19 protein-coding genes and 1 tRNA gene are annotated in these 20,133 nt (G+C 71.2%); 10 read left to right on the top strand and 10 right to left on the bottom strand.

Annotated features, from left to right (window positions below; translation table 11 throughout):
• Positions 1-81 precede the first annotated feature (81 nt).
• Positions 82-291: a DUF4278 domain-containing protein gene (locus CBM981_RS09300; RefSeq protein ID WP_225867327.1), complete on the bottom strand. Its 210-nt coding sequence runs from the start codon at positions 289-291 to the stop codon at positions 82-84.
• Positions 292-501: 210 nt separating this feature from the next.
• On the opposite strand from CBM981_RS09300, the gene CBM981_RS09295 reads away from it, so the two are divergent.
• A complete protein-coding gene (locus CBM981_RS09295) occupies positions 502-1,983 on the top strand; it encodes a TM0106 family RecB-like putative nuclease (RefSeq protein ID WP_087068176.1) in 1,482 nt (493 codons plus the stop codon).
• Here the strand turns inward: CBM981_RS09295 and CBM981_RS09290 are convergent.
• Positions 1,971-2,936 carry a folate-binding protein YgfZ gene (locus tag CBM981_RS09290; protein WP_087068175.1) on the bottom strand — a complete coding sequence of 322 codons (966 nt, stop codon included), beginning with the start codon at positions 2,934-2,936 and terminating at the stop codon, positions 1,971-1,973. The genes CBM981_RS09295 and CBM981_RS09290 overlap by 13 nt on opposite strands.
• Before the next feature lie 42 nt (positions 2,937-2,978).
• The gene (gene pyrE, locus CBM981_RS09285) at positions 2,979-3,566 is read right to left on the bottom strand and encodes an orotate phosphoribosyltransferase (RefSeq protein ID WP_087068174.1); all 588 of its coding nucleotides are present in this window, start codon (positions 3,564-3,566) and stop codon (positions 2,979-2,981) included.
• 333 nt (positions 3,567-3,899) lie between these two features.
• Here pyrE and CBM981_RS09280 point away from each other — a divergent pair, with 333 nt between their 5' ends.
• From CBM981_RS09280 to CBM981_RS09265, 4 genes are all read left to right on the top strand, one after another.
• Positions 3,900-4,346: an Occludin/ELL family protein gene (locus CBM981_RS09280; RefSeq protein WP_369801598.1), complete on the top strand. Its 447-nt coding sequence runs from the start codon at positions 3,900-3,902 to the stop codon at positions 4,344-4,346.
• Between the two features lie 73 nt (positions 4,347-4,419).
• A tRNA-Ile gene (locus CBM981_RS09275) sits at positions 4,420-4,492 on the top strand.
• A 112-nt stretch (positions 4,493-4,604) separates the two neighbouring features.
• Entirely contained in the window at positions 4,605-5,939 is a 1,335-nt protein-coding gene (locus tag CBM981_RS09270; protein WP_087069316.1) for a hemolysin family protein, read from the top strand.
• 24 nt (positions 5,940-5,963) lie between these two features.
• Entirely contained in the window at positions 5,964-6,956 is a 993-nt protein-coding gene (locus CBM981_RS09265; RefSeq protein ID WP_087068173.1) for a Gfo/Idh/MocA family protein, read from the top strand.
• A 24-nt stretch (positions 6,957-6,980) separates the two neighbouring features.
• On the opposite strand, the gene CBM981_RS09260 is transcribed toward CBM981_RS09265, so the two are convergent.
• Positions 6,981-10,184 (bottom strand): glycoside hydrolase family 15 protein, encoded by a 3,204-nt coding sequence (locus CBM981_RS09260; protein WP_225867326.1) that lies wholly within the window; start codon positions 10,182-10,184, stop codon positions 6,981-6,983.
• 110 nt (positions 10,185-10,294) lie between these two features.
• Here CBM981_RS09260 and CBM981_RS09255 point away from each other — a divergent pair, with 110 nt between their 5' ends.
• Positions 10,295-11,032: a WecB/TagA/CpsF family glycosyltransferase gene (locus CBM981_RS09255; RefSeq protein WP_087068172.1), complete on the top strand. Its 738-nt coding sequence runs from the start codon at positions 10,295-10,297 to the stop codon at positions 11,030-11,032.
• 27 nt (positions 11,033-11,059) lie between these two features.
• Here CBM981_RS09255 and CBM981_RS09250 read toward each other — a convergent pair whose 3' ends face one another.
• Together CBM981_RS09250 and tgt are read right to left on the bottom strand one after the other, a co-directional pair.
• Positions 11,060-11,203: a photosystem II reaction center protein K gene (locus CBM981_RS09250; RefSeq protein WP_087069314.1), complete on the bottom strand. Its 144-nt coding sequence runs from the start codon at positions 11,201-11,203 to the stop codon at positions 11,060-11,062.
• Between the two features lie 63 nt (positions 11,204-11,266).
• The gene (gene tgt, locus CBM981_RS09245; RefSeq protein WP_087068171.1) at positions 11,267-12,403 is read right to left on the bottom strand and encodes a tRNA guanosine(34) transglycosylase Tgt; all 1,137 of its coding nucleotides are present in this window, start codon (positions 12,401-12,403) and stop codon (positions 11,267-11,269) included.
• A gap of 44 nt (positions 12,404-12,447) precedes the next feature.
• Here tgt and CBM981_RS09240 point away from each other — a divergent pair, with 44 nt between their 5' ends.
• Positions 12,448-13,296: an adenosylcobinamide-GDP ribazoletransferase gene (locus CBM981_RS09240; RefSeq protein ID WP_225867325.1), complete on the top strand. Its 849-nt coding sequence runs from the start codon at positions 12,448-12,450 to the stop codon at positions 13,294-13,296.
• On the opposite strand, the gene CBM981_RS09235 is transcribed toward CBM981_RS09240, so the two are convergent.
• Entirely contained in the window at positions 13,256-14,383 is a 1,128-nt protein-coding gene (locus CBM981_RS09235; RefSeq protein ID WP_087068170.1) for a sensor histidine kinase KdpD, read from the bottom strand. The two genes, CBM981_RS09240 and CBM981_RS09235, sit on opposite strands and share 41 nt — an antisense overlap.
• A 381-nt stretch (positions 14,384-14,764) precedes the next feature.
• Here CBM981_RS09235 and CBM981_RS09230 point away from each other — a divergent pair, with 381 nt between their 5' ends.
• Positions 14,765-15,136, top strand: coding sequence for a DUF3155 domain-containing protein (locus CBM981_RS09230; protein ID WP_006909364.1), 372 nt, complete (start codon positions 14,765-14,767; stop codon positions 15,134-15,136).
• A gap of 74 nt (positions 15,137-15,210) precedes the next feature.
• On the opposite strand, the gene CBM981_RS09225 is transcribed toward CBM981_RS09230, so the two are convergent.
• Positions 15,211-15,864, bottom strand: a complete 654-nt coding sequence (locus CBM981_RS09225) for an alpha/beta hydrolase (protein ID WP_225867324.1) — start codon at positions 15,862-15,864, stop codon at positions 15,211-15,213.
• 55 nt (positions 15,865-15,919) lie between these two features.
• On the opposite strand from CBM981_RS09225, the gene purH reads away from it, so the two are divergent.
• Both purH and CBM981_RS09215 read left to right on the top strand, forming a co-directional pair.
• A complete protein-coding gene (purH, locus tag CBM981_RS09220) occupies positions 15,920-17,500 on the top strand; it encodes a bifunctional phosphoribosylaminoimidazolecarboxamide formyltransferase/IMP cyclohydrolase (RefSeq protein ID WP_087068168.1) in 1,581 nt (526 codons plus the stop codon).
• 117 nt (positions 17,501-17,617) lie between these two features.
• A complete protein-coding gene (locus tag CBM981_RS09215) occupies positions 17,618-18,085 on the top strand; it encodes a DUF4079 domain-containing protein (RefSeq protein WP_087068167.1) in 468 nt (155 codons plus the stop codon).
• Positions 18,086-18,105: 20 nt separating this feature from the next.
• On the opposite strand, the gene CBM981_RS09210 is transcribed toward CBM981_RS09215, so the two are convergent.
• Together CBM981_RS09210 and CBM981_RS09205 are read right to left on the bottom strand one after the other, a co-directional pair.
• Positions 18,106-18,756, bottom strand: a complete 651-nt coding sequence (locus CBM981_RS09210; RefSeq protein WP_087068166.1) for a DUF1997 domain-containing protein — start codon at positions 18,754-18,756, stop codon at positions 18,106-18,108.
• Positions 18,757-18,897: 141 nt separating this feature from the next.
• Positions 18,898-20,124, bottom strand: a complete 1,227-nt coding sequence (locus CBM981_RS09205; RefSeq protein ID WP_087068165.1) for a 4-hydroxy-3-methylbut-2-enyl diphosphate reductase — start codon at positions 20,122-20,124, stop codon at positions 18,898-18,900.
• Positions 20,125-20,133 lie beyond the last annotated feature (9 nt).

The raw sequence follows: 20,133 nt of genomic DNA, 5'->3' as shown, positions 1-20,133 counted from the left end.
CGGGCTCCCGACAAGAAAGCCCGCCGGGGTGAGCCGGCGGGCCTGGTCAACCCCTGGAGCCGGGGCACCCGGTGAGGGGGATCAGCGCTCGTAGGTGTTGCCGCGGTAGGTGAGCTGCTTGTGGTCGTCCTGCTCGCCCTTGTCGGTCGGCTGGTCGTGGTGGGCATCCACGTAGGGCACGCCCCTGTAGGCCTTGGCCATCAGGAACTGGGCGTCATGCAGACGCTGGGTCTTGAGGATCTTGTTTCTGACGAGTTCGAGCACGTTCATGGTGATCTCCACAGCGCCCACCTCCCCGTTGCCTGAGATGGGTCCAACTGCATCCGCCTGGGGACAGGAGGATCAACGTGTTCACAGTCTAGAGCTCTGGTAGCGGTTGCTACAGACACGCCCTGGGGGGTGGATTGCCGAACGGCGGCCACCCGGGGATGCCGCCCGCGGCTTCGGGCAGGCCTGGAGCCGCGCGGAACGCCGGACGAAGCCCCTCCCTAGCGTGGGTGGATGCCCCAGGAGGTGATCACCGACCGGCTGCTCCGCAGCTGGCTGCGCTGCCGGCGCCGCGCCTGGCTGGACCGCCATGGCGACCCTGACCGCCGCCTCTGGACCGCCCACCGGGCCCTGGCGCTCAGTGATCAGCTGGCCAGCTTCCAGTTGCTGCTGCCCGAGCGGCCCAGCCATGGCGAAGCCGCCTGCGCCGCCGGTGCTCCGGGGGTCGTGGGGGTGCGGCTGCATGGCGGGGGGCCGTCCGGCCAGGACCTGCAGGCCCACCCGCCGCTGCTGCAGCGCGTGGCCGGCCGCAGTGTCTGGGGCGGCCATGCCTACCGCCCGGTGCTGGGCAGGCAGGGGCGCAACCTCACCCGCGAGCACCGCCTGGTGCTGGCGCTGTGGGGGCGTCTGCTGGAGAGGCGTCAGCAGGCACCGGTTCCCCAGGCCCTGGTGGTGGCCAGCGATGGCCGCGGTCTGCAGCAGGAACGCCTCACGCTGTCCTCCTCCCTGCAGCGGCAGCTCGACGACAGCCTGGACCGCCTCACTGCCGACCTGCAGCGCAGCCAGTCCCCACCCCTGGTGGCCGACCGCAAGAAGTGTGTGCTCTGCAGCTGGCGGGGCCTCTGTGATCAGGAGGCCGCGGGGGAGGGCCACCTCAGCGAAGTGAGCGGCATCGGCGGCCGCCGCCGCGAGATGCTGCTGGAGCAGGGAATCACCAGCCTCGCCGAGCTGGCGAACGCCGATCCGCAGCAACTGGCCGAGGCTCTGGCGCTGCATGGCGACCAGCACCGGGAGGTGGCGGCGCAGCTGGTGGCCCAGGCCCAGGTGCAGGCCAGCGGCCGGCCCCTGCGGCTCCATCCCGACGGCCCGGCCGATCCCCTGCCGGAGTTGTCCCAGGCCCCGGGGGTGCTCCTCTACGACATCGAATCGGATCCCGATGCCCGCGACGACTTCCTGCACGGCTTCGTGGTGCTGCCCCGCGGAGCCGATGACCGCTGGCCCCCCGCCTGTCCGGCCGGCGGCGCCTGGCGCTACCAGCCGCTGCTGGCCCGCCACGACCACGGCGAGGCGCGGCTCTGGCAGCGCCTGCAGCGGCTGCTGGCCCGCTACCCCGGCTGGCCGCTGCTCCACTACGGCGAAACGGAGGCCATCGCCCTGATCCGCCTGGCGGGCCGGCAGGGGGCCCGTGAGGCCGAACTGGCCGCCCTGCGTGCCCGCCTGCTGGACGTGCATGCCCGGGTGCGCCGGCACTGGCTGCTGCCGGTCAGCAGCTATGGCCTCAAGGCCGTGGCCAGCTGGGTGGGATTCCGCTGGAGCCAGCCGGGGGTGGACGGTGCCCGCTGCCTGCTGTGGTGGCGCCAGTGGCGCCGTGATGGCGGCACCCGGAGGCTGCAGCGCATCTTCACCTACAACCGCGATGACAACCTGGCCACCTGGGCCGTGGTGCGCTGGCTGCTGGATCAGCAGCAGCACGGCGTGGAGGCTCAGCGGGACTGAGACCCTGTTCCCACCGGCGGCATGGTGAAGGCCTCGGGCACGGACATCCGCACGAGCCCCGCCCCCGGCCCGGTGCCGAGGCGCAGGGAAGGGAGCTCCAGGGCCTGGCGGCGCACCAGGGCCAGGCCGATCCAGTCGCCCCCCTCCAGCTGCAGGGCCGACGTCACCTGGCCGAGCCGACCGGCGTCGGGGGTGTCGGGGTGGGTCAGCACGGTGCCGGGTTCCGGCGCGGAGGCACCCGCCGCCGGCTGGGCCCAGTGCCAGCGGCGCAGCTGCTGCTTCACGCCGTCGTAGGTGGCCAGCTTGGCCAGGGTCTCCTGCCCGACGTAGCAGCCCTTCGAGAGGCTGACGCGGTCCGCCAGCCCGAGCTCGAATGGGTTCGTCGCCTCGTTGACTTCCGCGGGTGCCGCCGGCAGGCCCTGCTGCAGCCGCCAGCGTTCCTGCTCGCCGCTGGTGAGGGCCGGCAGCTTGGCCAGCTCGTCGGGGAGCGATACGCCGTCCCGCAGCAGCCAGCTGGGCCCCAGGCGCCAGCCCAGGCCCCCGCTGAGCTCCTGCCAGCCCTGGGCTCCTCCGGCCGTTGCGGATGGGCCGGAGCTGACCGGCTCCGCAGTGAGCACGGTGATCAGCCGGGCGGGTTCCACCCCCCCCAGCTCCACCTGGTCAGCCGGGAACAGCACCCGATCCAGCCCCGCCCGCACGGCCTCGCCATCCCCGGTGCTCACCACCAGCCAGGCGCCGGCGTCGTCCACCAGAACCTCCGCCAGGGCACGCATCCGCCCCGTCGGAGAGATGCAGCAGGCGGGGATCCAGCTGCCCGGGCCGGCCTGCTCGATGGCGGCACTGGTCTGGCCGTGCAGGAAGCGTCGGCTGTCCGCGCCCTGCAGTCGCAGCAGGGCCACCGGCTGTTCCACCCGGGCGGGTTCCGGGGGCCGCCAGGTCCAGGGGGTCGGCATGGCTGGGTTCTCGCTGCAGGGCGGCTGAGGTGCGGTGGGCTCCTAGCGCAGCCCCGCTGCCGTTGCCGCCACCTCCTCCAGCCGGAAGAGGCTGCGCAGCTCGAGGCCGGCCGCCGTCATCGCCTCCAGGCCCCCCTCCTGACGGTCCACGATGGTGACGACCCTGCCGACCGTGTAGCCCGCCTGCCGCAGCTGGTGGACGGCCTTCAGGGAGGATCCGCCGGAGGTCACCACGTCCTCCAGCACGGTGATCCTCCGGCCGGTCTCGGGCAACGGACCCTCCAGCCAGGCGCCGGTGCCATGGCCCTTCGCTTCCTTGCGCACGATCAGCGCGTCCAGGTCACGGCCGTCCAGGGCCGCCCGCATCGCCACGGCGCTCACCAGCGGATCGGCACCGAGGGTGAGGCCGGCCACGGCCGCGGCCTCAGGCTCCACCTGCTCCAGCAGCAGGGCACCGAGCAGGGCCAGCCCCAGGCCGCTCAGGCTCACCGGCTTGCAGTTCACGTAGTGATCGCTGCTGCGCCCCGATGCCAGGGTGAAGAGGCCGTGTCGGTAGGCCTGTCGCGCCAGCCGCACCAGCAGCTCCTGGCGCATGGCCGCCGTGGTGGTGGGCAGCAGGATGGGCGGCATGGAAACGGACAAGGAAGGTCCTGGCAAGGGTCGGGGCTGGTCGAACCGGCCTTTCCTGACTAGTTTGCGTCAATCAGGTTGTCGTCGTTCGCCGTGACGGAGTTGTCCCCCTGCGCGCCAGTGCCACCGGGCACGCGGTCCAAGCTTTCGGATCGGCAGGCGTGGCGTCGGTCCAGATCCCTGCCGCCGCTCTCCGCTCTCCCCCGCGAGCTGGCTTCCCGGGTCGGACGTGCCGTCCTCGGGAAGCGGCGGCATGCGCCGCTCCTGCTGGCGCCCCTCGCGCTGGCCGGGCTGGCCGGGCTGGCCGTGTTCCATCCCGCCCAGGCAGGCCCGGTGGTCTGCACCACCACCCTTGAGGCTCCCCCCGCCGACCCCGCCCTGCAGGGCAGGCCCGCGGCTCCCGTGGAGGTCACCCGCTGCAATGCGGTGCAGACCGTGCCGGATCTGGTGCAGCGCCGCTACTACAGCTGGACGGCTCCCTACGCCCGCGGGGTGAGCCTCACCAACCAGATCACGGAACTGTTCGGGATCGCCATGGGCGGGGGTGACGGCACCCGGGTGATGGGGCTCGGCTTTTCCGATCAGGCCATCGTCTGGGACGGCACGGCGATCGAGAACACCTACCGCGTGCTGAAGGATCAGCAGAGCGACCCGATGCCCTGGCGCACGGCCGACGTCTCGAACGGTTTCTCGGGCAATCTGGGCAACCAGCAGGCCGCCCCTGTCGCCTGGGAGGATCCGGGCCCCACCTGGTCAGCTCCCGTCCGCGGCCTGTGGTGATCTCCCCGGGCCAGGCCGTGACATGCACGAGCTGTCCAGGTCCGGGGGACCCTGCCTGATCCTCCGCCATTCCGGGGGTCTAGCAATCTGGTGAATGCAGCGGGCTCATAATCCGCCTGAGGCGAGTTCGATCCTCGCGACCCCCATCCATGGGCAGGATGTCCTTCATGCAGCAGTCGTGGTGTCAGGCGTGATCGGGCCCAGCCGGTGCGGCAGCTGTCAGCGACTTCCGGCTCCGCTGCCGCCGGGGCCTGCCGCGTGATCCTGCCCCTGGCCTTGCTGGTGCTGGTGGTGCTGCTGGCGTTCTTCTCCGCCGGAGAACTGGCGGTGATCAAGATCCGCCCCAGCCGGGTGAGCCAGCTGCTGGAGAGTGGTGAACCCGGGGCCAAGGCCGTGGCGCTGCTGCAGCGGCGCCTGCGCCGGGTGCTGGTGGCCACCCAGCTGGGCGCCGTGCTGGCGCTGGTGGCCCTCGGCTGGGCGGGGCGCTCGGTGGCCGACCGGCTCGCCCAGCTCGGGTCCGGCTCCCCGCTGCCGGCCTCCTGGCTGGATGCGGCCGTGTTCCTCGTGCTGGTGCTGGTGGCCACCCTGCTCGGCGGCCTGGCGCCGAAGGCCTGGGTGCTGCACAACCCGGAAGCCTCGGCGCTGCGGCTTTCCCCCCTGCTGGCAGCGGTGAGCCGCAGCCTGGCTCCGGTGATCGGCCTGATCGAGCGGCTGTCCGCCATCCTGCTGCGGCTGCTGGGGCTGCCACGCAACTGGGATGAGCTGGTGCCCATGCTCTCGGCCGGTGAGCTCGAAACCCTGATCGAGTCCGGCAGCGTCACGGGCCTTATGCCGGATGAGCGCAACATCCTCGAGGGTGTGTTCTCCCTGCGGGACACCCTGGTGCGGGAGGTGATGGTGCCGCGCTCCGGCATGGTCACCCTCCCCCTGGAGGTCACCTTCGCCGAGCTGATGCGGGCCGTGCACGACACCGCCCATGCCCGCTTCCCGGTGATCGGCAGCTCCCTGGACGACGTGAAGGGCCTGCTGGATCTGCGGCGCCTGGCCGATCCCATCGCCCGGGGTCTGCTCCGTGCCGATTCCCCCCTGGCGCCCTACATGTTGCCGGTGACCCAGGTGCAGGAGAGCACCCCCCTGGCCGATCTGCTGCCGCTGATCCGCAGCGGCCAGCCGCTGCTGGTGGTGGTGGATGAGCACGGGGGCACCGAAGGACTGGTGACGGTGGCCGACCTCACCAGTGAGATCGTGGGTGAGGACGACGATCCGCTCGACGGCGAGGCCGAGCTGCACGTGCTGGCGGAAGGCTGCTGGTCGGTGGCCGGCGACCTGGAGATCTTCGAGCTGAACCGCCATCTCCCCGTGCCCCTGCCCGAGGCCGATGGCCACCACACCCTGGCGGGCTTTCTGCTCGAGCGCCTGCAGCACATCCCGGCCGCCGGGGAAGGGGTGCGCTGGAAGGGCTACCAGTTCCGGATCCTGGCCATGGATGGCCCCCGCATCGCCAGGGTGGAGATCGAGCGCCGGCCCGATCCCCCGGCGTCGCCAGCGGCCCAGGGTTCCGACAAGGCGCAGGAGAGCAGTGATCGCCGATAATCAGCGCGTTTGCACGCCCTTGCCATGAACCCTGTGCGTGTGGGTGTCATCGGCATCGGCAACATGGGCTGGCACCACGCCCGGGTGCTCAGCCTGATCAAGGACGCCGACCTGGTGGGCGTGGCCGACCCCGACGCACGGCGCGGCCAGCTTGCCACCGAGCAGTTCGGCTGCCGCTGGTTCGCCTCCTTCGAGGAGCTGCTGCCGCTGGTCGATGCGGTGTGCATCGCTGTGCCCACCCTGCTGCACCATCCTGTGGGACTGCGCTGTCTGGAAGCGGGCCGCCATGTGCTGATCGAAAAGCCGATCGCCGCCAGTCAGGAGGAGGCCGGTGCCCTCATCCAGGCGGCCGAGGCGGCGGGGGTGCTGTTGCAGGTGGGGCACATCGAGCGGTTCAATCCCGCCTTCCGCGAGCTGCTCAAGGTGGTGGCGGGGGAGGAGGTGGTGGTTCTGGAGGCCCGTCGCCACAGCCCCCACCCCGATCGCGCCAACGATGTGTCGGTGGTGCTGGATCTGATGATCCACGACATCGATCTGGTGCTGGAGCTGGCCGGTGCGCCGGTGGTGCGCCTGGCGGCGGCGGGCGGGCGCTCCGCCGAGGGACCGATCGACTACGTGAACGCCACCCTGGCCTTCGCCAATGGGGTGGTGGCCAGCCTCACGGCCAGCAAGATGGCCCACCGCAAGATCCGCAGCCTCAGCGCCCACTGCCGCGCGTCCCTGGTGGAGACTGATTTTCTCAATCGCACCCTCCACATCCACCGCCGGGCCCATGAGACCGTGAGCGCCGAGCATGGCGAGCTGGTGTACCGCTCCGATGGGGTGATCGAGGAGGTGAGCACCACCTCGATCGAACCCCTCTACGCCGAACTGGAGCATTTCCTCCAGTGCGTGCGCGGCCGTGAGGTGCCGGCCGTCGACGGCCTCCAGGCGTCCCGGGCCCTGCTGCTGGCCGACCTGATCGAGCAGTGCGTGGAGCAGCCCAGCCTCTGCATGAGCCTCGAGCAGCCGCTCTGATCGCGTCGGTGCCGCCGCGGCCGCTCAGTCCTCCAGCGTCAGCTGCCGCAGCGCTTCCAGCTGCCAGCGGCGGCAGGCGGCCGGTGAGGCGTCGTAGAACGCCTCCCAGGCGGCCGCCTTGTGGAGGTTGTAGGCCTCCGGTGGGATCTGGGGATGGCACAGCTGCCAGCCCACCCGCACGGCGTGGCCGATCACCACATCGAGCGTCAGATCGTCCTCGAAGCGCACCTGCGGGTTGGCGTCCACGAAGGCCATCAGGGTGATGAGGGTCTCGGTGCAGAGCTGCCGGTATTCCGGTGCCTCGATCTTGCTCAGCAGATGCTCCACCAGGGCGGCGAAGTTCTTTTCCCCCGGCGTCTTCTCGCTGAGCAGGGGAGAGCTGGCCAGGCGGTTGCGCCGCTCCAGCTTGTCGCCGATCACGATGCCGCGGCAATGGTGCAGCAGCTCCCAGACGCCGGCATAGAAGTCGCGCGGCACCTGGCCGAGGGCCCCCAGCCGCACCCTGTGCTGCAACCAGCTCTCGCCGCCGGGCAGCTCCTCCAGCGGGGCCGGAACGCTCCAGTGCACCCGCCCGCTCACATGCAGCTGCTCCTTGCGCTTGAGGGAGGCCTTGGCATGCTCCACATCGGCCATCAGGGCCTGCAGACGCCGGCGGATCGCATGGGGGGGCTGGCCGCAGAGGGCTTCGAACGCCTCGCTCGGGCTGAGGTCCGCCTCGGCGGCCAGCTCGCTGGTGAGCAGCAGCAGCAGCTGCCCCAGCTGCAACGTGAGACTGCCGCTCAGCAGCCTGGGCTCGTGGCGTGCCAGGCCGTCGAGGGCCAGCAGCAGCTCCTGCTGCAGCATCCACTCGCGGCTGTCCTCGCCGCTGAAGCGCCGGATCATCGCCGCGATCGCGGCACTCCCCTGGGGCTCGGTGAGCAGGGATTCGGTGGTGTAGTTGCGGCCCACCACCACCTGGCGCTGGCGCACGAGCAGGTCGGTGAGGGCGTCCTCCAGCTGGGGATGCACCAGGCCGAGCCAGCCGGCCGTGCGGCGCACCACATCCCAGTCGGCCTCCGCCAGGGCGCGGTGGTACACCTCCTTGAGCAGGCTGCGCAGCGGCACCGGCTGGGCCTGTTCGGGGCCCTGCAGCAGGGCTTCGCCGCCGAGACGCAGCACCAACTGCTCCAGCACCTCCGCCTGTTCCTCCAGCGAGGTGCTGCGCCAGAGCCTGTCGGCCAGTTCGGCGATGCTGAGGTCATCGCGCTCCAGTTCCTGCTCCTCGGCGGCGGAGAGCGGGGCCTGGCGGCTGCTGGCCTGCAGCGGCACCGACGAGCGGGGAGCACTCGGCGGCCCGGCTGCCGTCCGGGCCGGCAGGGTGACCCAGTGGGCCTGCCCGGCCAGCTGGTCGAGGCTGGCCAGCTCCACGGCAACTCCACCCACCTCGCCGGCCAGGAGCTGGGCTCCCAGGGTGAGGAACGGGGCAGGATCGCTCTGGAAGGCCGCCGCCGCCACCGGGATCAGCAGCAGGGGCGAACCGCTGCCGCGCCACTGGCGCTGCAGCATGCGCAGTTCGGCCTGCACGGTGTCCACCAGCAGCTCGGCGTCATCGGCCAGATAGAAGGTGCCCTCCTCCAGCACGGCCGGCACGAAGGCCAGCCGCTCGTCCTCCCCCCCCGGCTGGGGACAGCGGTAGAGGCGCGCCGTGGCCAGGGTTTCCATGCGCACCGGCGGATGACCGGTGAGCCCGAGGCGGCGGTTCGCGCCCACCTGCCCCAGCCGCTGGGCCAGGGACTGGGACCCCTGGATCACGATCGTGTCGCCTCCGGCCTCCGCCCCATCCGGGGCGTCCAGGCTGCGGCTCGTGGGCAGGCCCGCGCCGTGCAGGGCCTCGGCCACGGCCCCATTCCCCGGCACCAGCCCCACCAGCACCCGATCGGCCCGCGGCGGTGCCGGCAGCCTGCGGCCACTGGGGTCGAGATCGGCGGGCGTGATCAGCCCCGCCAGCAGCAGGTCCCCGAGCCAGGTGAGGCTCTGGGTCCAGAGCAGGGGCACGTTGTCGTTGGGCTGGCGCGGCTGACTGCCGGGCTGCCGCCGCTCCCGCGCCACCGCCTCGGGCGGCACCAGGTACAGCTCCGGCAGCAGGGGCACGCCGTCCTGCACCAGGCTCACGCTGGCGAGCCGGCCGCGCCACTGCCGCGCTTCCTGCCAGCGTTCCTCACAGCAGGCGGTCACCAGCTCGTAGGCCCAGAACAGGGGCCACTCGCATTCGATGTGCTCGAACTGGGCCAGCTCCTCCCGCTCGTAGTGGAGGCGGGTGTGGTCTTCCACCACCGTCTGGTGGCCGTCCCGGCGGAAGCGCTTGTAGCCGTAGGCGCCGCCCAGCTCGGCCCGGATCTTGTTGCGGGTGCGCTCCGCCAGCTCGCGGTCCTCCACGGCCCAGGCCGGATAGCCGATCACCGACAGGCAGGCGGCATCCACCTCCTTGCTGCCGGACTCACGGGGCAGCAGCCCGTCCAGTGCCCGGCGCAGCCGCACGATGGCGTCGTGGGGAATCACCAGGCAGCAGCTGCCGTCCCCATGGGGGCCGAACAGATCGAGGTCCTCCAGGGCCTCGAGCGCCGCCTTCACCAGGCCGATCGAGCTGGCGTTGCGCTCCGGCAGGCCATGGTTGCCCTTGTCCCCCCGCTCCCAGATGCCGTAGTCGGCCACCCGGTAGGCCCGGGCCACGTAATACACGAGGTTCTGCACGAAATCGCGCTCGTGGGCGCTCTGCACCACCACCAGCCCGGAGCGGGTGAGCTGGGCCAGCTGCAGCAGGAACAGCGCCGTGGCATCGAGCTGCAGGTGGCCCCAGCCGTCGTCCGGCACCACGGGCGCCCCGGTGCCGGTGTCGTACTTGGCGTGGAGGGCGTCACGGCGGTCGAGGCTGTGCTTGAACCGCTCCACCTTCGCCGCCTGCCGCAGCATGGCGTTCAGCAGCCCCCGCATCAGCTGCAGCACCCGCTGCTCCAGCTCGAAGGCGCGGCGGCAGGGGCCCTGCAGGCGCCGGTAGGCCAGGGCCAGCCCCCACACGCACTGGATCGAGTACACCCCGTCGCGCACCCAGGCATCGCCGTAGTTGCCGTGCACGGTGTTGGCGGTGCTGGCCGGGAGCAGCCCGGTGATCGGATCCTGGCGGTCAAGCACCACCTGGCTGATCTGCTGGTCGAGTTCCGTCAGCAGAGAGGCGGTGGCCGGGTCGGCCATCAGCGCGGGGCTGTCTGGCGTTGGGGCCATCTCGGACTGGGGCATTCGGGCGGTGGGGGTGGCCCGGGCGCAGGCCGGCCATAGATTCTCTCGCGCAGCCGCACCTCTCCATGGCATCGAAGGCCACCGAAGCCAGGTCCCCCGGGCGGCGCAGCCAGGTGCTCACGGTGCCGATCGATGTCTGCCCGGATGTGCGGGAGGCGGCTCTGGCCCTCCATGCCAGCGGTGGCGGGCAGATCGTGACCCTCAACGCGGAGATGACGATGGCCGCCCTGGCCAACCCGGCCCTCGGCCAGGCCATCGCGGCGGCCGATCTGGTGATTCCCGACGGTGCCGGCGTGGTGTGGGCCCTCGGCCGCCAGGGATTCAGGGTGCGGCGCACCCCGGGGATCGAGCTGGCCCACAGCCTGCTGGTGCACGCGGCTCAGGCGGGCTGGCGGGTGGCCCTGGTGGGTGCCGGGCCGGAAGTGATGGCGAGGCTGGTGGAGCGGCTGCGCCAGGAGCTGCCAGCCCTGCAGCTGGAGCGGGCCATCCATGGATTTCAGCCCGCCGAGGCCTGGCCCGCCATCGAGGCCGAGCTGGTGGCGTCGGCTCCAGACCTGGTGCTGGTGGCGCTGGGGGTGCCCCGCCAGGAACTCTGGATCCAGCAGCTCCCAGGACGCCGGGGCGGCCTGTGGATGGGGGTGGGGGGCAGCTTCGACGTGTGGGCCGGCGTCAAAAAAAGGGCTCCCCGCTGGATGGGAGCCCTGCACATCGAGTGGCTGTACCGGCTGCTCCAGGAACCGAGCCGCTGGCGGCGGATGCTCGCACTGCCGGCGTTCGCCTGGCGGGTGCTGCTGGAAGGCTGAGGGAGCAGGGCCCGCGGGGCCGGGGCCTCAGCGGAAACCCACCGAGGCCTGCCACACGAAGGCGAGCAGCAGGAAGAAGAAGGGAATGATCGGCAGGATGTCCACCAGGGGGCCGAACGCCTGGTAGGCCTCGGGCAGCTGGGCCAGGGTGTGCGTCGAAAGATGGGACATCGAAGCGGTAGCCAGCAGCGCGGAGACGGCCATCCCTGCAAAAGATTCAGCAAGAGCTGGACGCTACCACGTGTGGGCCGCTGGGGAGTCGGGATTCCAGGGAGCGAAATCCTCTGCAAAACAGCCCTCCCGGATCGCCCGGGCCATGGCGCCGCTGAACCGTTGCAGCTGGGTGATGTTGTGGAGGCTGAGCAGGATCTTGCCCAGCATCTCGCCGGCACGGATCAGATGGTGCAGGTAGGCCCGGGTGTGGCCGGTGCAGGCCGGGCAGGGGCAGCCGGGATCGAGCGGGGTGTGGTCGTGGCGGAAGCGGGCATTGCGCAGGTTCCACCGCTCCCCCCCCACCAGGGCGGCGCCGTGGCGTCCCAGACGGGTGGGCAGCACGCAGTCGAACAGATCGAAGCCCTGGGCCACCGCCAGGGCCATCTCCGGCAGGCTGCCCACCCCCATCAGGTAGTGGGGCCTGGCGTCCGGCAGGAGCGGACCCACCTGCCGCACGATCCGGTGCATCTCCTCCACCGGCTCTCCCACGCTCACCCCGCCCACGGCGATCCCCGGCAGATCCATGGCGGCCACCTCCCGGGCCGATTCGGCCCGCAGCCGCGGGAAGCAGCCCCCCTGCACGATCCCGAACAGGGCCTGGCCGCTGCGCTGATGGCTGGCCATGCAGCGCTCCAGCCAGGCGTGGGTGCGGCGGCAGGCCGCCTCCACATCCGCCTCGCTGGCGGGATAGGGGGGGCACTGGTCGAAGGCCATTGCCACATCGGCGCCGAGCGCCGCCTGGATCGCCATCGCCCGCTCCGGCGTGAGCAGGATGGTGCGGCCGTCCCGGGGCGAGCGGAAGCTGACGCCGTTGTCGTCGATCCGGTTGATCGCCCCCAGGCTGAACACCTGGTAACCCCCGGAGTCGGTGAGCAGGGGGCCCGGCCAGTCCATGAAGCGGTGCAGACCACCCGCTTCGGCCACGATGTCCTCGCCGGGCTGCAGATGCAGGTGGTAGGTGTTGGCCAGCACCATCTGGGCGCCCGTGGCGGCCAGCTGCCCGGCCGTGACGCCCTTCACCGTGGCCAGGGTGCCCACCGGCATGAAGCGGGGCGTGGCGACCGTTCCGTGGGGCGTGTGAAAGCGGCCGCAGCGAGCCAGGGTGTGGGGGCACCGCGCCGTGATCGTGAAACCGAAGGGTGGCGGTGTGAAGCTGATGGTGCCGCGCCGGGGCTGCTCCCGACGCTAGAGCGCGTCCGCCCGTGTCCCAGGATCTGTCCACCGCCGAGGAGCACCATCAGCCGCGGGCCCCGGGCTGGCTGCGGGACCTGGCCGGTGCCTGGATCTTCTACAGCGTGCTGCCGGCCTGGCCACGCCCGACCCCCCGCTTTCGCCGCATCGCCCGCTTCGCGCCGCTGATCGGCCTGGTGCTGGGGGGGCTGCAGGCCCTGCTCTGGCTCGGCACGGCCGGCTGGTTGCCCCTCGGCGCCCAGGTGGCGCTGGTGCTGGCGCTGGCGCTGCTGCTCAGCGGCGGGCTGCACCACGATGGCGCCCTGGACACGGCCGACGGCCTGGCGGCCGGCCCCCGGGCGCTGGAGGCGATGGCCGATAGCCGCGTCGGAGCCGCCGCCGTTCAGGCCGCCCTGGTGCTGGCCCTGCTGCGGGGCACGGGCCTGCTCTGTCTCGCCGCCGCTGCCCCGCTGCCGCTGCTGTGGACGGCGTTCTGGGGGCGCTGCGCCCCCCTGCTGGCCATGGCCTGGTTTCCCTATCTGCGTCGGCAGCCCGCCGCCGGCGGCACGGCCGGCTTTCATCGCCAGCACTGGCTGGGCCTGCGCCGGGAGCTGCGCCCGGCCCTGATCGCCGGCGGCCTGCTGGTGGCCCTGAGCTTCAGGGCGGCGCTGCCCGGGCTGCACGGCTCTCCTCTGGCGCCCGTGGCCCCGCTGGCCCTGGGCCTGCTCGGCGGGGTGCCTGCCCTGGTGGTGCCCCGCTGGCTGGGCGCCCGCCTGGGCGGCCACAGCGGCGACAGCTACGGCGCCTGCGTGGAATGGACCGAGGCCCTGGGGCTGCTGCTCATGGGGCTGGTGCTGCGGGCCCTGGCAGTTCGAGGCTGAAGGCGTTGCCCTCCGCCGGCAGGTCCGGATCCAGCGCGGCGGGAGAGGAGGCCAGCTCCAGGCTGCCGCCCAGGGCATGGGCCAGATCGCGGGCCAGGGCCAGACCCAGGCCGGTGCCCGGCAGTTCGGCTCCGCGCTGGCCCCGTGCCCCCCGCACGAAGATCCGCTCCCGTTCCTCGGCGGCGATCGGCGGGCCGGCGTCCCACACCACCAGCCGCCAGCCTCCGGAGGGCCTGGCCTGGCACTGCAGGCCCACGGCGGTCCCGGCCGGGCTGTAGCGGAAGGCGTTCTCGAGCAGGTTGGCCAGGATCTCCGCCACGGCGCCGCTGTCGCCCTGCCACGGCGGCAGCTGGTCGGGGCTGTGCCAGGGGCGTGCCTGCAGGGAGGCCGTGGCGGCGGCCCGTTGCACGAGGGGGGCGAGCAGGGCCTCGAGCGGCTGGCCGGTGGGGCCGCCCAGGCTGGGTGGCAGCAGCAGGGGTGTGGGCTCCTGCCCCTGGGCGGCGACCAGGGCCCCGCCCTCCAGGTGGCTGATCGCCTCCACATAGCGCTGCAGCTGCTGCTCTTCCTGCAGCAGCCCTTCCACCAGCGTGCGGTTGCGCTCGTCGCCGTCGAGGCGCCGCAGCAGCAGCTGGCCGAAGGTGCGCAGGGCGGCCAGGGGATTGCGCAGCTGGTGCAGCAGCACCCCGAGCTGCTCCCGCTGGGCGGTGAGCTGCTGCTGCATCCGCTGCTGCTCGAGATCGAGACAGAGCCCTTCGGTGAGGCAGAGGGCCACGGCCTGCAGCCGCTGGCGCAGCGGTTCCGGCCAGGGCAGCTGGAGCGTGTCCACCCGCAGCGCCCCCAGCAGCACGCCCTGATCCCGCAGCGGCAGCCAGCGGCGCAGCTCGGCGGCCCCGCTCAGGGGATTGTCCAGGGCGAGCGCCGGCAGGGCCCGGTTCGCCAGGGGCCACTGCCCCACCGGTACCAGATGGGGCGCCTCGCCTTGGCCGGCCTCCGCCACGTACACCACCAGGCTGGTCACGTCAGGCCTGTCGGCGAACTGGGCCAGCTGGAACTGGAGAAGGCTCAGGAAGCGCTTGGAGACAGCCATCACCTGAGCTCGGGACCCGCCATCGCAAGAAATTTTCGGGAGGGGCGAAAAGATCCGCGAAAAAGTCTTAAGATCTTGGTATCGACCACTACCCCGCGACCCGCAACGGGCCCCGGGGCACCGTCTCGACGGCTTCGGTTGCGTTCTGGCTCAAACGAGGCTACAGCAGTGACAGGCCCGACCTCCGGGCTGCTCCACCTGCTGGTTTCCCGCTGCGCCTCGGCGCATCGGGATCTGACGACGATGTCCCGCGCTCCCTGCGGTCTCCAGTCGGTTGGGCGTCGTTCGTTCCGGGCACTTCTGTAACCGGTTCCTGGCAGGCGGGTCTGTCCCGTTCGCTCTCCTCGTCCCCCTCTTTCTCCCGCCTTCGGGAGCTGTCTCATGTCAAAGAAGCGCAAGCGGATCAGCCGCCGCCGTCTCGCCGGTCAGCGTGTCCTGGCCCATGTGGCCACCTTCCATCTCGAGACAGGCTCCCACAAGCCCGTGACGGCTGCGCGCCGCTACATCGCCGAGCAGGCTCTGGTGCCGCCCGCGATCCTCAACGTGCGCCGCAACGAGCACACCACCGACCGCTTCTTCTGGGGTGAGAAGGGTCTGTTCAGCGCCCAGTATGCCGAGGAGAACCACTTCCTGTTCCCCTCCCTGCGGGCCATCGTCGACAGCATCGGAGAAGAGGTGCTCTTCGAGGGCATCGAGGCGCTTGCCTCCGACGACTGGGAGGAAATGGAGGAGTACGAATACGCCTTCGTCTGAGGCTGGGGTCTGGGGGGCGTCGGTGCTGAGCGGTCTGGCCCTCTCAGCACCAGCCCTGAACAGCACCAGCTCTCTCAGCACCAGGACCCCTCGATCACCTGCCGCAGTCTCGGCAGCACCTGCTCATCGATGCTGTGGCCGCCCGGGTGCTCCAGAAGCTGCACGCTGTAGCCCCTCGATTGCAGCTGGCGGGCCAGCTCCTCGCTGGCGCCGTAGGGCACCACAGGATCCTGCCGGCCGTGGGTGAGAACGACCGACGGACTGGTGGGGCCGCCCTTCGCCGGTGACCAGTCGGGGTGGGGATAGCCGCTGCAGCCGATCAGCGCGGCCACCGGCAGATCCCCCTGACGGGTGACCACGTCCACCGCCATGGCGGCACCCTGCGAGAAGCCGAGCAGCACCGAACGGTTCAGGGGAACCTGCTGATCGAGCGTGAGCAGGCGCTGGCGCAGCCTCTGCAGGGCCTCGGGCAGGCCGGGCCAGCCGGGCTGCTGCAGGTCGTACCACTGCCTGCCCAGGCCGCTGGGGTGCAGCCCCGGCGCCCGCAGAGCCACCACACTCACAGCGTCATCCACCAGCAGGCTGCCCAGGTCGAGCAGGTCGTCGGCATCGGCTCCCCAGCCGTGCAGCAGCACCAGACGCCGTTCGGCCCGTTCCGGGCCACGGTGCAGCGCACCCGGGGAGGGCTGGGGAGCGGCTGGGGAGAAGGGCGGGGAGGCGTCGGCCAAGGGACGGGGCGGAGCTGCTGCGTAGGTTGGCTGAAAGCCACCCCCACCTGCAGCCATGGCACCCACGGCTCTCCTGAGCGTGTCCAACAAGGATGGTCTGGTGCCCCTGGCCCAGGGGCTGCTGGAGGCGGGCTTCCAGCTGATCTCCAGCGGCGGCACGGCGGCGGCGCTGAAGGCGGCCGGCCTGCCGGTGACCAAGGTGGCGGATCACACCGGCGCGCCCGAAATCCTGGGGGGGCGGGTGAAGACCCTCCATCCCCGCGTCCATGGGGGCATCCTGGCCCGGCGTGACGACGCCGCCCACCAGGCCGATCTGCAGGCCCAGGACATCCCCCTGATCGACGTGGTGGTGGTGAACCTGTACCCCTTCCGTGAAACCGTGGCCGATCCGGCGGTGTCGTTCGAGACCGCCATCGAGAACATCGACATCGGCGGTCCGGCCATGGTGCGGGCCGCTGCCAAGAACCACGCCGACGTGGTGGTGCTGACCAGTCCGGCCCAGTATCCCGGTTTCCTGGAGGCCCTGGCCCGGGGCGATCTGAACCAGGCGCTGCGGCGCCGCCTCGCCCTGGAGGCCTTCGAGCACACCGCCGCCTACGACGCCGCCATCAGCACCTGGCTGGCGACCCGGCTCACGGCCCCGGCGGCCCAGCCGGCGGAGGCAAACCGGCAGGAGGCGCCTGCCAGCCCGCCCCTGGAGCTGCAGCTGCCGGCCCGTCAGTCCCTCCGCTATGGCGAGAATCCCCATCAGAGTGCCGTCTGGTACAGCGCGCCCGAGGCCGGCTGGGGCGCAGCCCTGCAGCTGCAGGGCAAGGAGCTGAGCTACAACAACCTGATCGATCTGGACGCGGCCCTGGCGACCGTGCGGGAGTTCGGCTACGGCCCGGCGGCGCAGCCGGCGGCGGTGGTGGTGAAGCACACCAATCCCTGCGGGGTGGCCGTCGGCAGTGGCTGCGCCGATGCGCTGGCCCGTGCCCTCGCGGCCGACCGCCTCTCCGCCTTCGGCGGCATCGTGGCGCTCAACACCCCGGTGGATGCCGCCACCGCCGCCCATCTCACCAGCCTGTTCCTGGAATGTGTGGTGGCCCCGGACTTCCGGCCGGAAGCCAGGCAGACCCTGGCGGCCAAGGCCAATCTGCGGCTGCTGCAACTGGCCCCCGAGGCGATCGGGCGGGCCTCCCGCCAGCAGGTGCGCACCGTGCTGGGCGGTGTGCTCGCCCAGGACCTCGACGACCGGCCGGTGGAGCAGAGCGCCTGGGAGGTGGTGAGTGTTCGCCAGCCCACGCCCCAGGAGCTCGCCGATCTGCGCTTCGCCTGGAAGCTGGTGCGGCACGTGCGCTCGAACGCCATCACCGTGGCGCGCGACGGCCAGAGCCTGGGGGTGGGTGCGGGGCAGATGAACCGGGTGGGTTCGGCCCGGCTGGCCCTGGAGGCGGCGGGTGATCGGGCCCAGGGGGCCGTGCTGGCCAGCGACGGCTTCTTCCCGTTCGACGACACGGTGAGGCTGGCGGCCGGCTACGGGGTCCGTGCCGTGATCCAGCCGGGTGGCAGCGTGCGTGACAAGGATTCCATCCGCGCCTGCGATGAACTCGGGATGGCGATGGTGGTGACCGGGCGGCGTCACTTCCTCCACTGAAACCCTGGGCACGCCAACCCTGGGCACGCCAACCCTGCTCAGTTGTAGCTTCGCTGCATCGCCTCCTTCCTTCCTCTTCTTCTCCTCCTCCTCCTCCTCCTTCCCCCCAGCCACGCCATGCCTGAGTCGCTCGCCTACAACCTCAACTTCCTCCATCCCCTGATGATGTGGAGTCTGCTGGGGGTGTCCGGCTACGGGATGTTCCTCGGCATCAAGGCCAAGAAGACGCGCACCGCCCCCGACGCCGAGACCCGCAAGCTGCTGATCAAGGGGCACTACGCCAAGCGCCACTTCCAGGTGGGCAGCATCCTGCTGGCCCTGCTGGTGCTGGGCACCTTCGGGGGGATGGCCGTCACCTACCTGAACAACGGCAAGCTGTTCGTGGGCCCCCACCTGCTGGTGGGCATCACCATGACCTGCCTGATCGTGCTGGCCGCTTCGCTCACGCCGCTCATGCAGCACGGCAACCTCATCGCCCGCAAGGCCCACGTGGGCCTCAACATGCTCATGGTCACCCTGTTCCTCTGGCAGGCCGTGAGCGGCATGCAGATCCTCAACAAGATCTGGGAGAACCGGCCGGCCTGATCATCGGACCGGCCTGAGGCTCAGAACTGGGCCCGCTGCCGCGGCGGGCAATCCAGCCCATGGCTGGCGTGGAAGTCCTCCTGGACCTTCCAGGTGAGGCGCCGGGAAATCTGGCGCACGATCTGGCGCAGCAGATGTTCTCCGCTGCTCTGCACCAGGCCCTCCGGCAGCAGCGTGATCACCCCGGGAAGCCGGATCCACACGCTCAGGTCCAGCTCCCAGCGCACCAGAGTGGTGGGCTGCACCTCGGCTTCCGCGCTGTCCAGCCGCAGGGAGGCCCTGAAGTCCACGTCGTAGAGGTTGTCCATGCTCCCGGCGCCGCCGGCCGCGGGCACGGTGAGAATGCGGTAGATCCCCTGGCTCTGGGGCAGCAGCTCCAGGCCGATGGTGGGTTCCACCTCGAAGCCGAAATTGCCGAAGCGGCCGAGGGTGAGGCTGTAGCCGTTGCTGCCCAGGGGCGTCACGGCCATCGGCGCCGCACAGCGCCGGAACCAGCCCTCATGGCGGTCCAGGTACTGGGCCACCGTGGCGTCGGCGGCCCGCATCTCCATCAGGTCGGCGAAGTGGCTGCGGTAGCACTTGACCCGCGGATCATCCGCATGGCGCAGGGTCTGCGTATCGGCGCGGCTGGCCGGTTCGGATGGTGCCGTCGACAGGGGGGTGGACGACAACAGCGACGGACGGAACTACGGGGACAGGTGGTGGGCAGGAATCCGCTGGACCCCGACCGGAACCGGCATCAATGTAGGGCCCCACGGCCGCGCCGGCGGCAGCGAGCGCGACAGCGGCGACCTGCCGGCCTGGCCTGGCCTTCAGGCCTCGCAGAGCTCGATCAGGCGCTCGATCACCGCTTCCACGATCCGGTCGGGTGTGGAGGCTCCCGAGGTGATGCCCACCCGGATCGGTCCGGCGGGCAGGAACGGCTCCTCCAGCTGCAGGTCACCGCCCAGCGGTTTGTGCTCGATGCGGTTGCCCGGCCCGATGCGCTCGGGGGTGTCGATGTGGAAGGAGCGGATGCCGCGGCTCACGGCGATCTCCTGCAGGTGGGTGGTGTTGGAGGAGTTGTATCCGCCGATGACCACCATCAGATCCAGGGGTTCATCCACCAGGGCGAACATGGCGTCCTGCCGCTCCTGGGTGGCGTCGCAGATCGTGTTGAACGCGAGGAAGTGCTCGTTCAGCTCGGCCGGGCCGTAGCGCTGCAGCATGGTGCGCTCCACCAGCCGACCGATCTCCTCGGTCTCGCTCTTGAGCATGGTGGTCTGGTTGGCCACGCCAACCCGGATCAGATCGCGGTCCGGATCGAAGCCCGGCGAGCAGGCCTTGGCAAAGCAGGCCATGAAGGCCTCGCGGGCTGACTGCCGGGTGGCGGCGTCGACGTCCCGGGCCCCCAGCAGCACGTAGTCGCACACCAGCTGGGCTTCCGCCAGATCCAGCACCACCAGGTAGGTGCCCGCGAAGCTGCTGGTGGCCAGGGTTTCCTCGTGCTTCACCTTGCCGTGGATGATCGAGGTGAAGGCGTGCTTCTTGTGCTTCTCCACGGTGTTCCACACCTTGGATACCCAGGGGCAGGTGGTGTCCACGATGTGGCAGCCCCGCTCATTCAGGAGCTGCATCTCCTGCACGGTGGCGCCGAAGGCCGGCAGGATCACCACATCGCCGCTGGCCACATCGGAGAAGTCCTTCACCCCCCCATCCACGGGGATGAACTGCACGTTCATCTCGCGCAGATGGTCGTTCACCGAGGGGTTGTGGATGATCTCGTTGGTGATCCAGATCCGCTCGCTCGGATAGTGCCGCCGGGTTTCGTAGGCCATGGCCACGGCCCGCTCCACCCCCCAGCAGAAACCGAAGGCCTCCGCCAGGCGCACCGTGAGCCGTCCCCGCTGGAGGGCGTAGCCGTTTTCCCGCAGCTTGGCCACCAGATCGCTCTGGTAGGCCTGCTCGAGGCTGCCCGCCACCTCCTCGCCCAGGCCGAAGCCACGGCGGTTGTACCGCTCGGAATGGTGCAGCGAGCGCTTGAAGGCACGGGTATCCACGGCAGCCCC

This window comes from Cyanobium sp. NIES-981, assembly GCF_900088535.1.
GTDB lineage: Bacteria > Cyanobacteriota > Cyanobacteriia > PCC-6307 > Cyanobiaceae > NIES-981.
The sequence above is the reverse complement of the archived record's forward strand: the minus strand, read 5'-3'. Positions and strand labels throughout refer to the sequence as shown.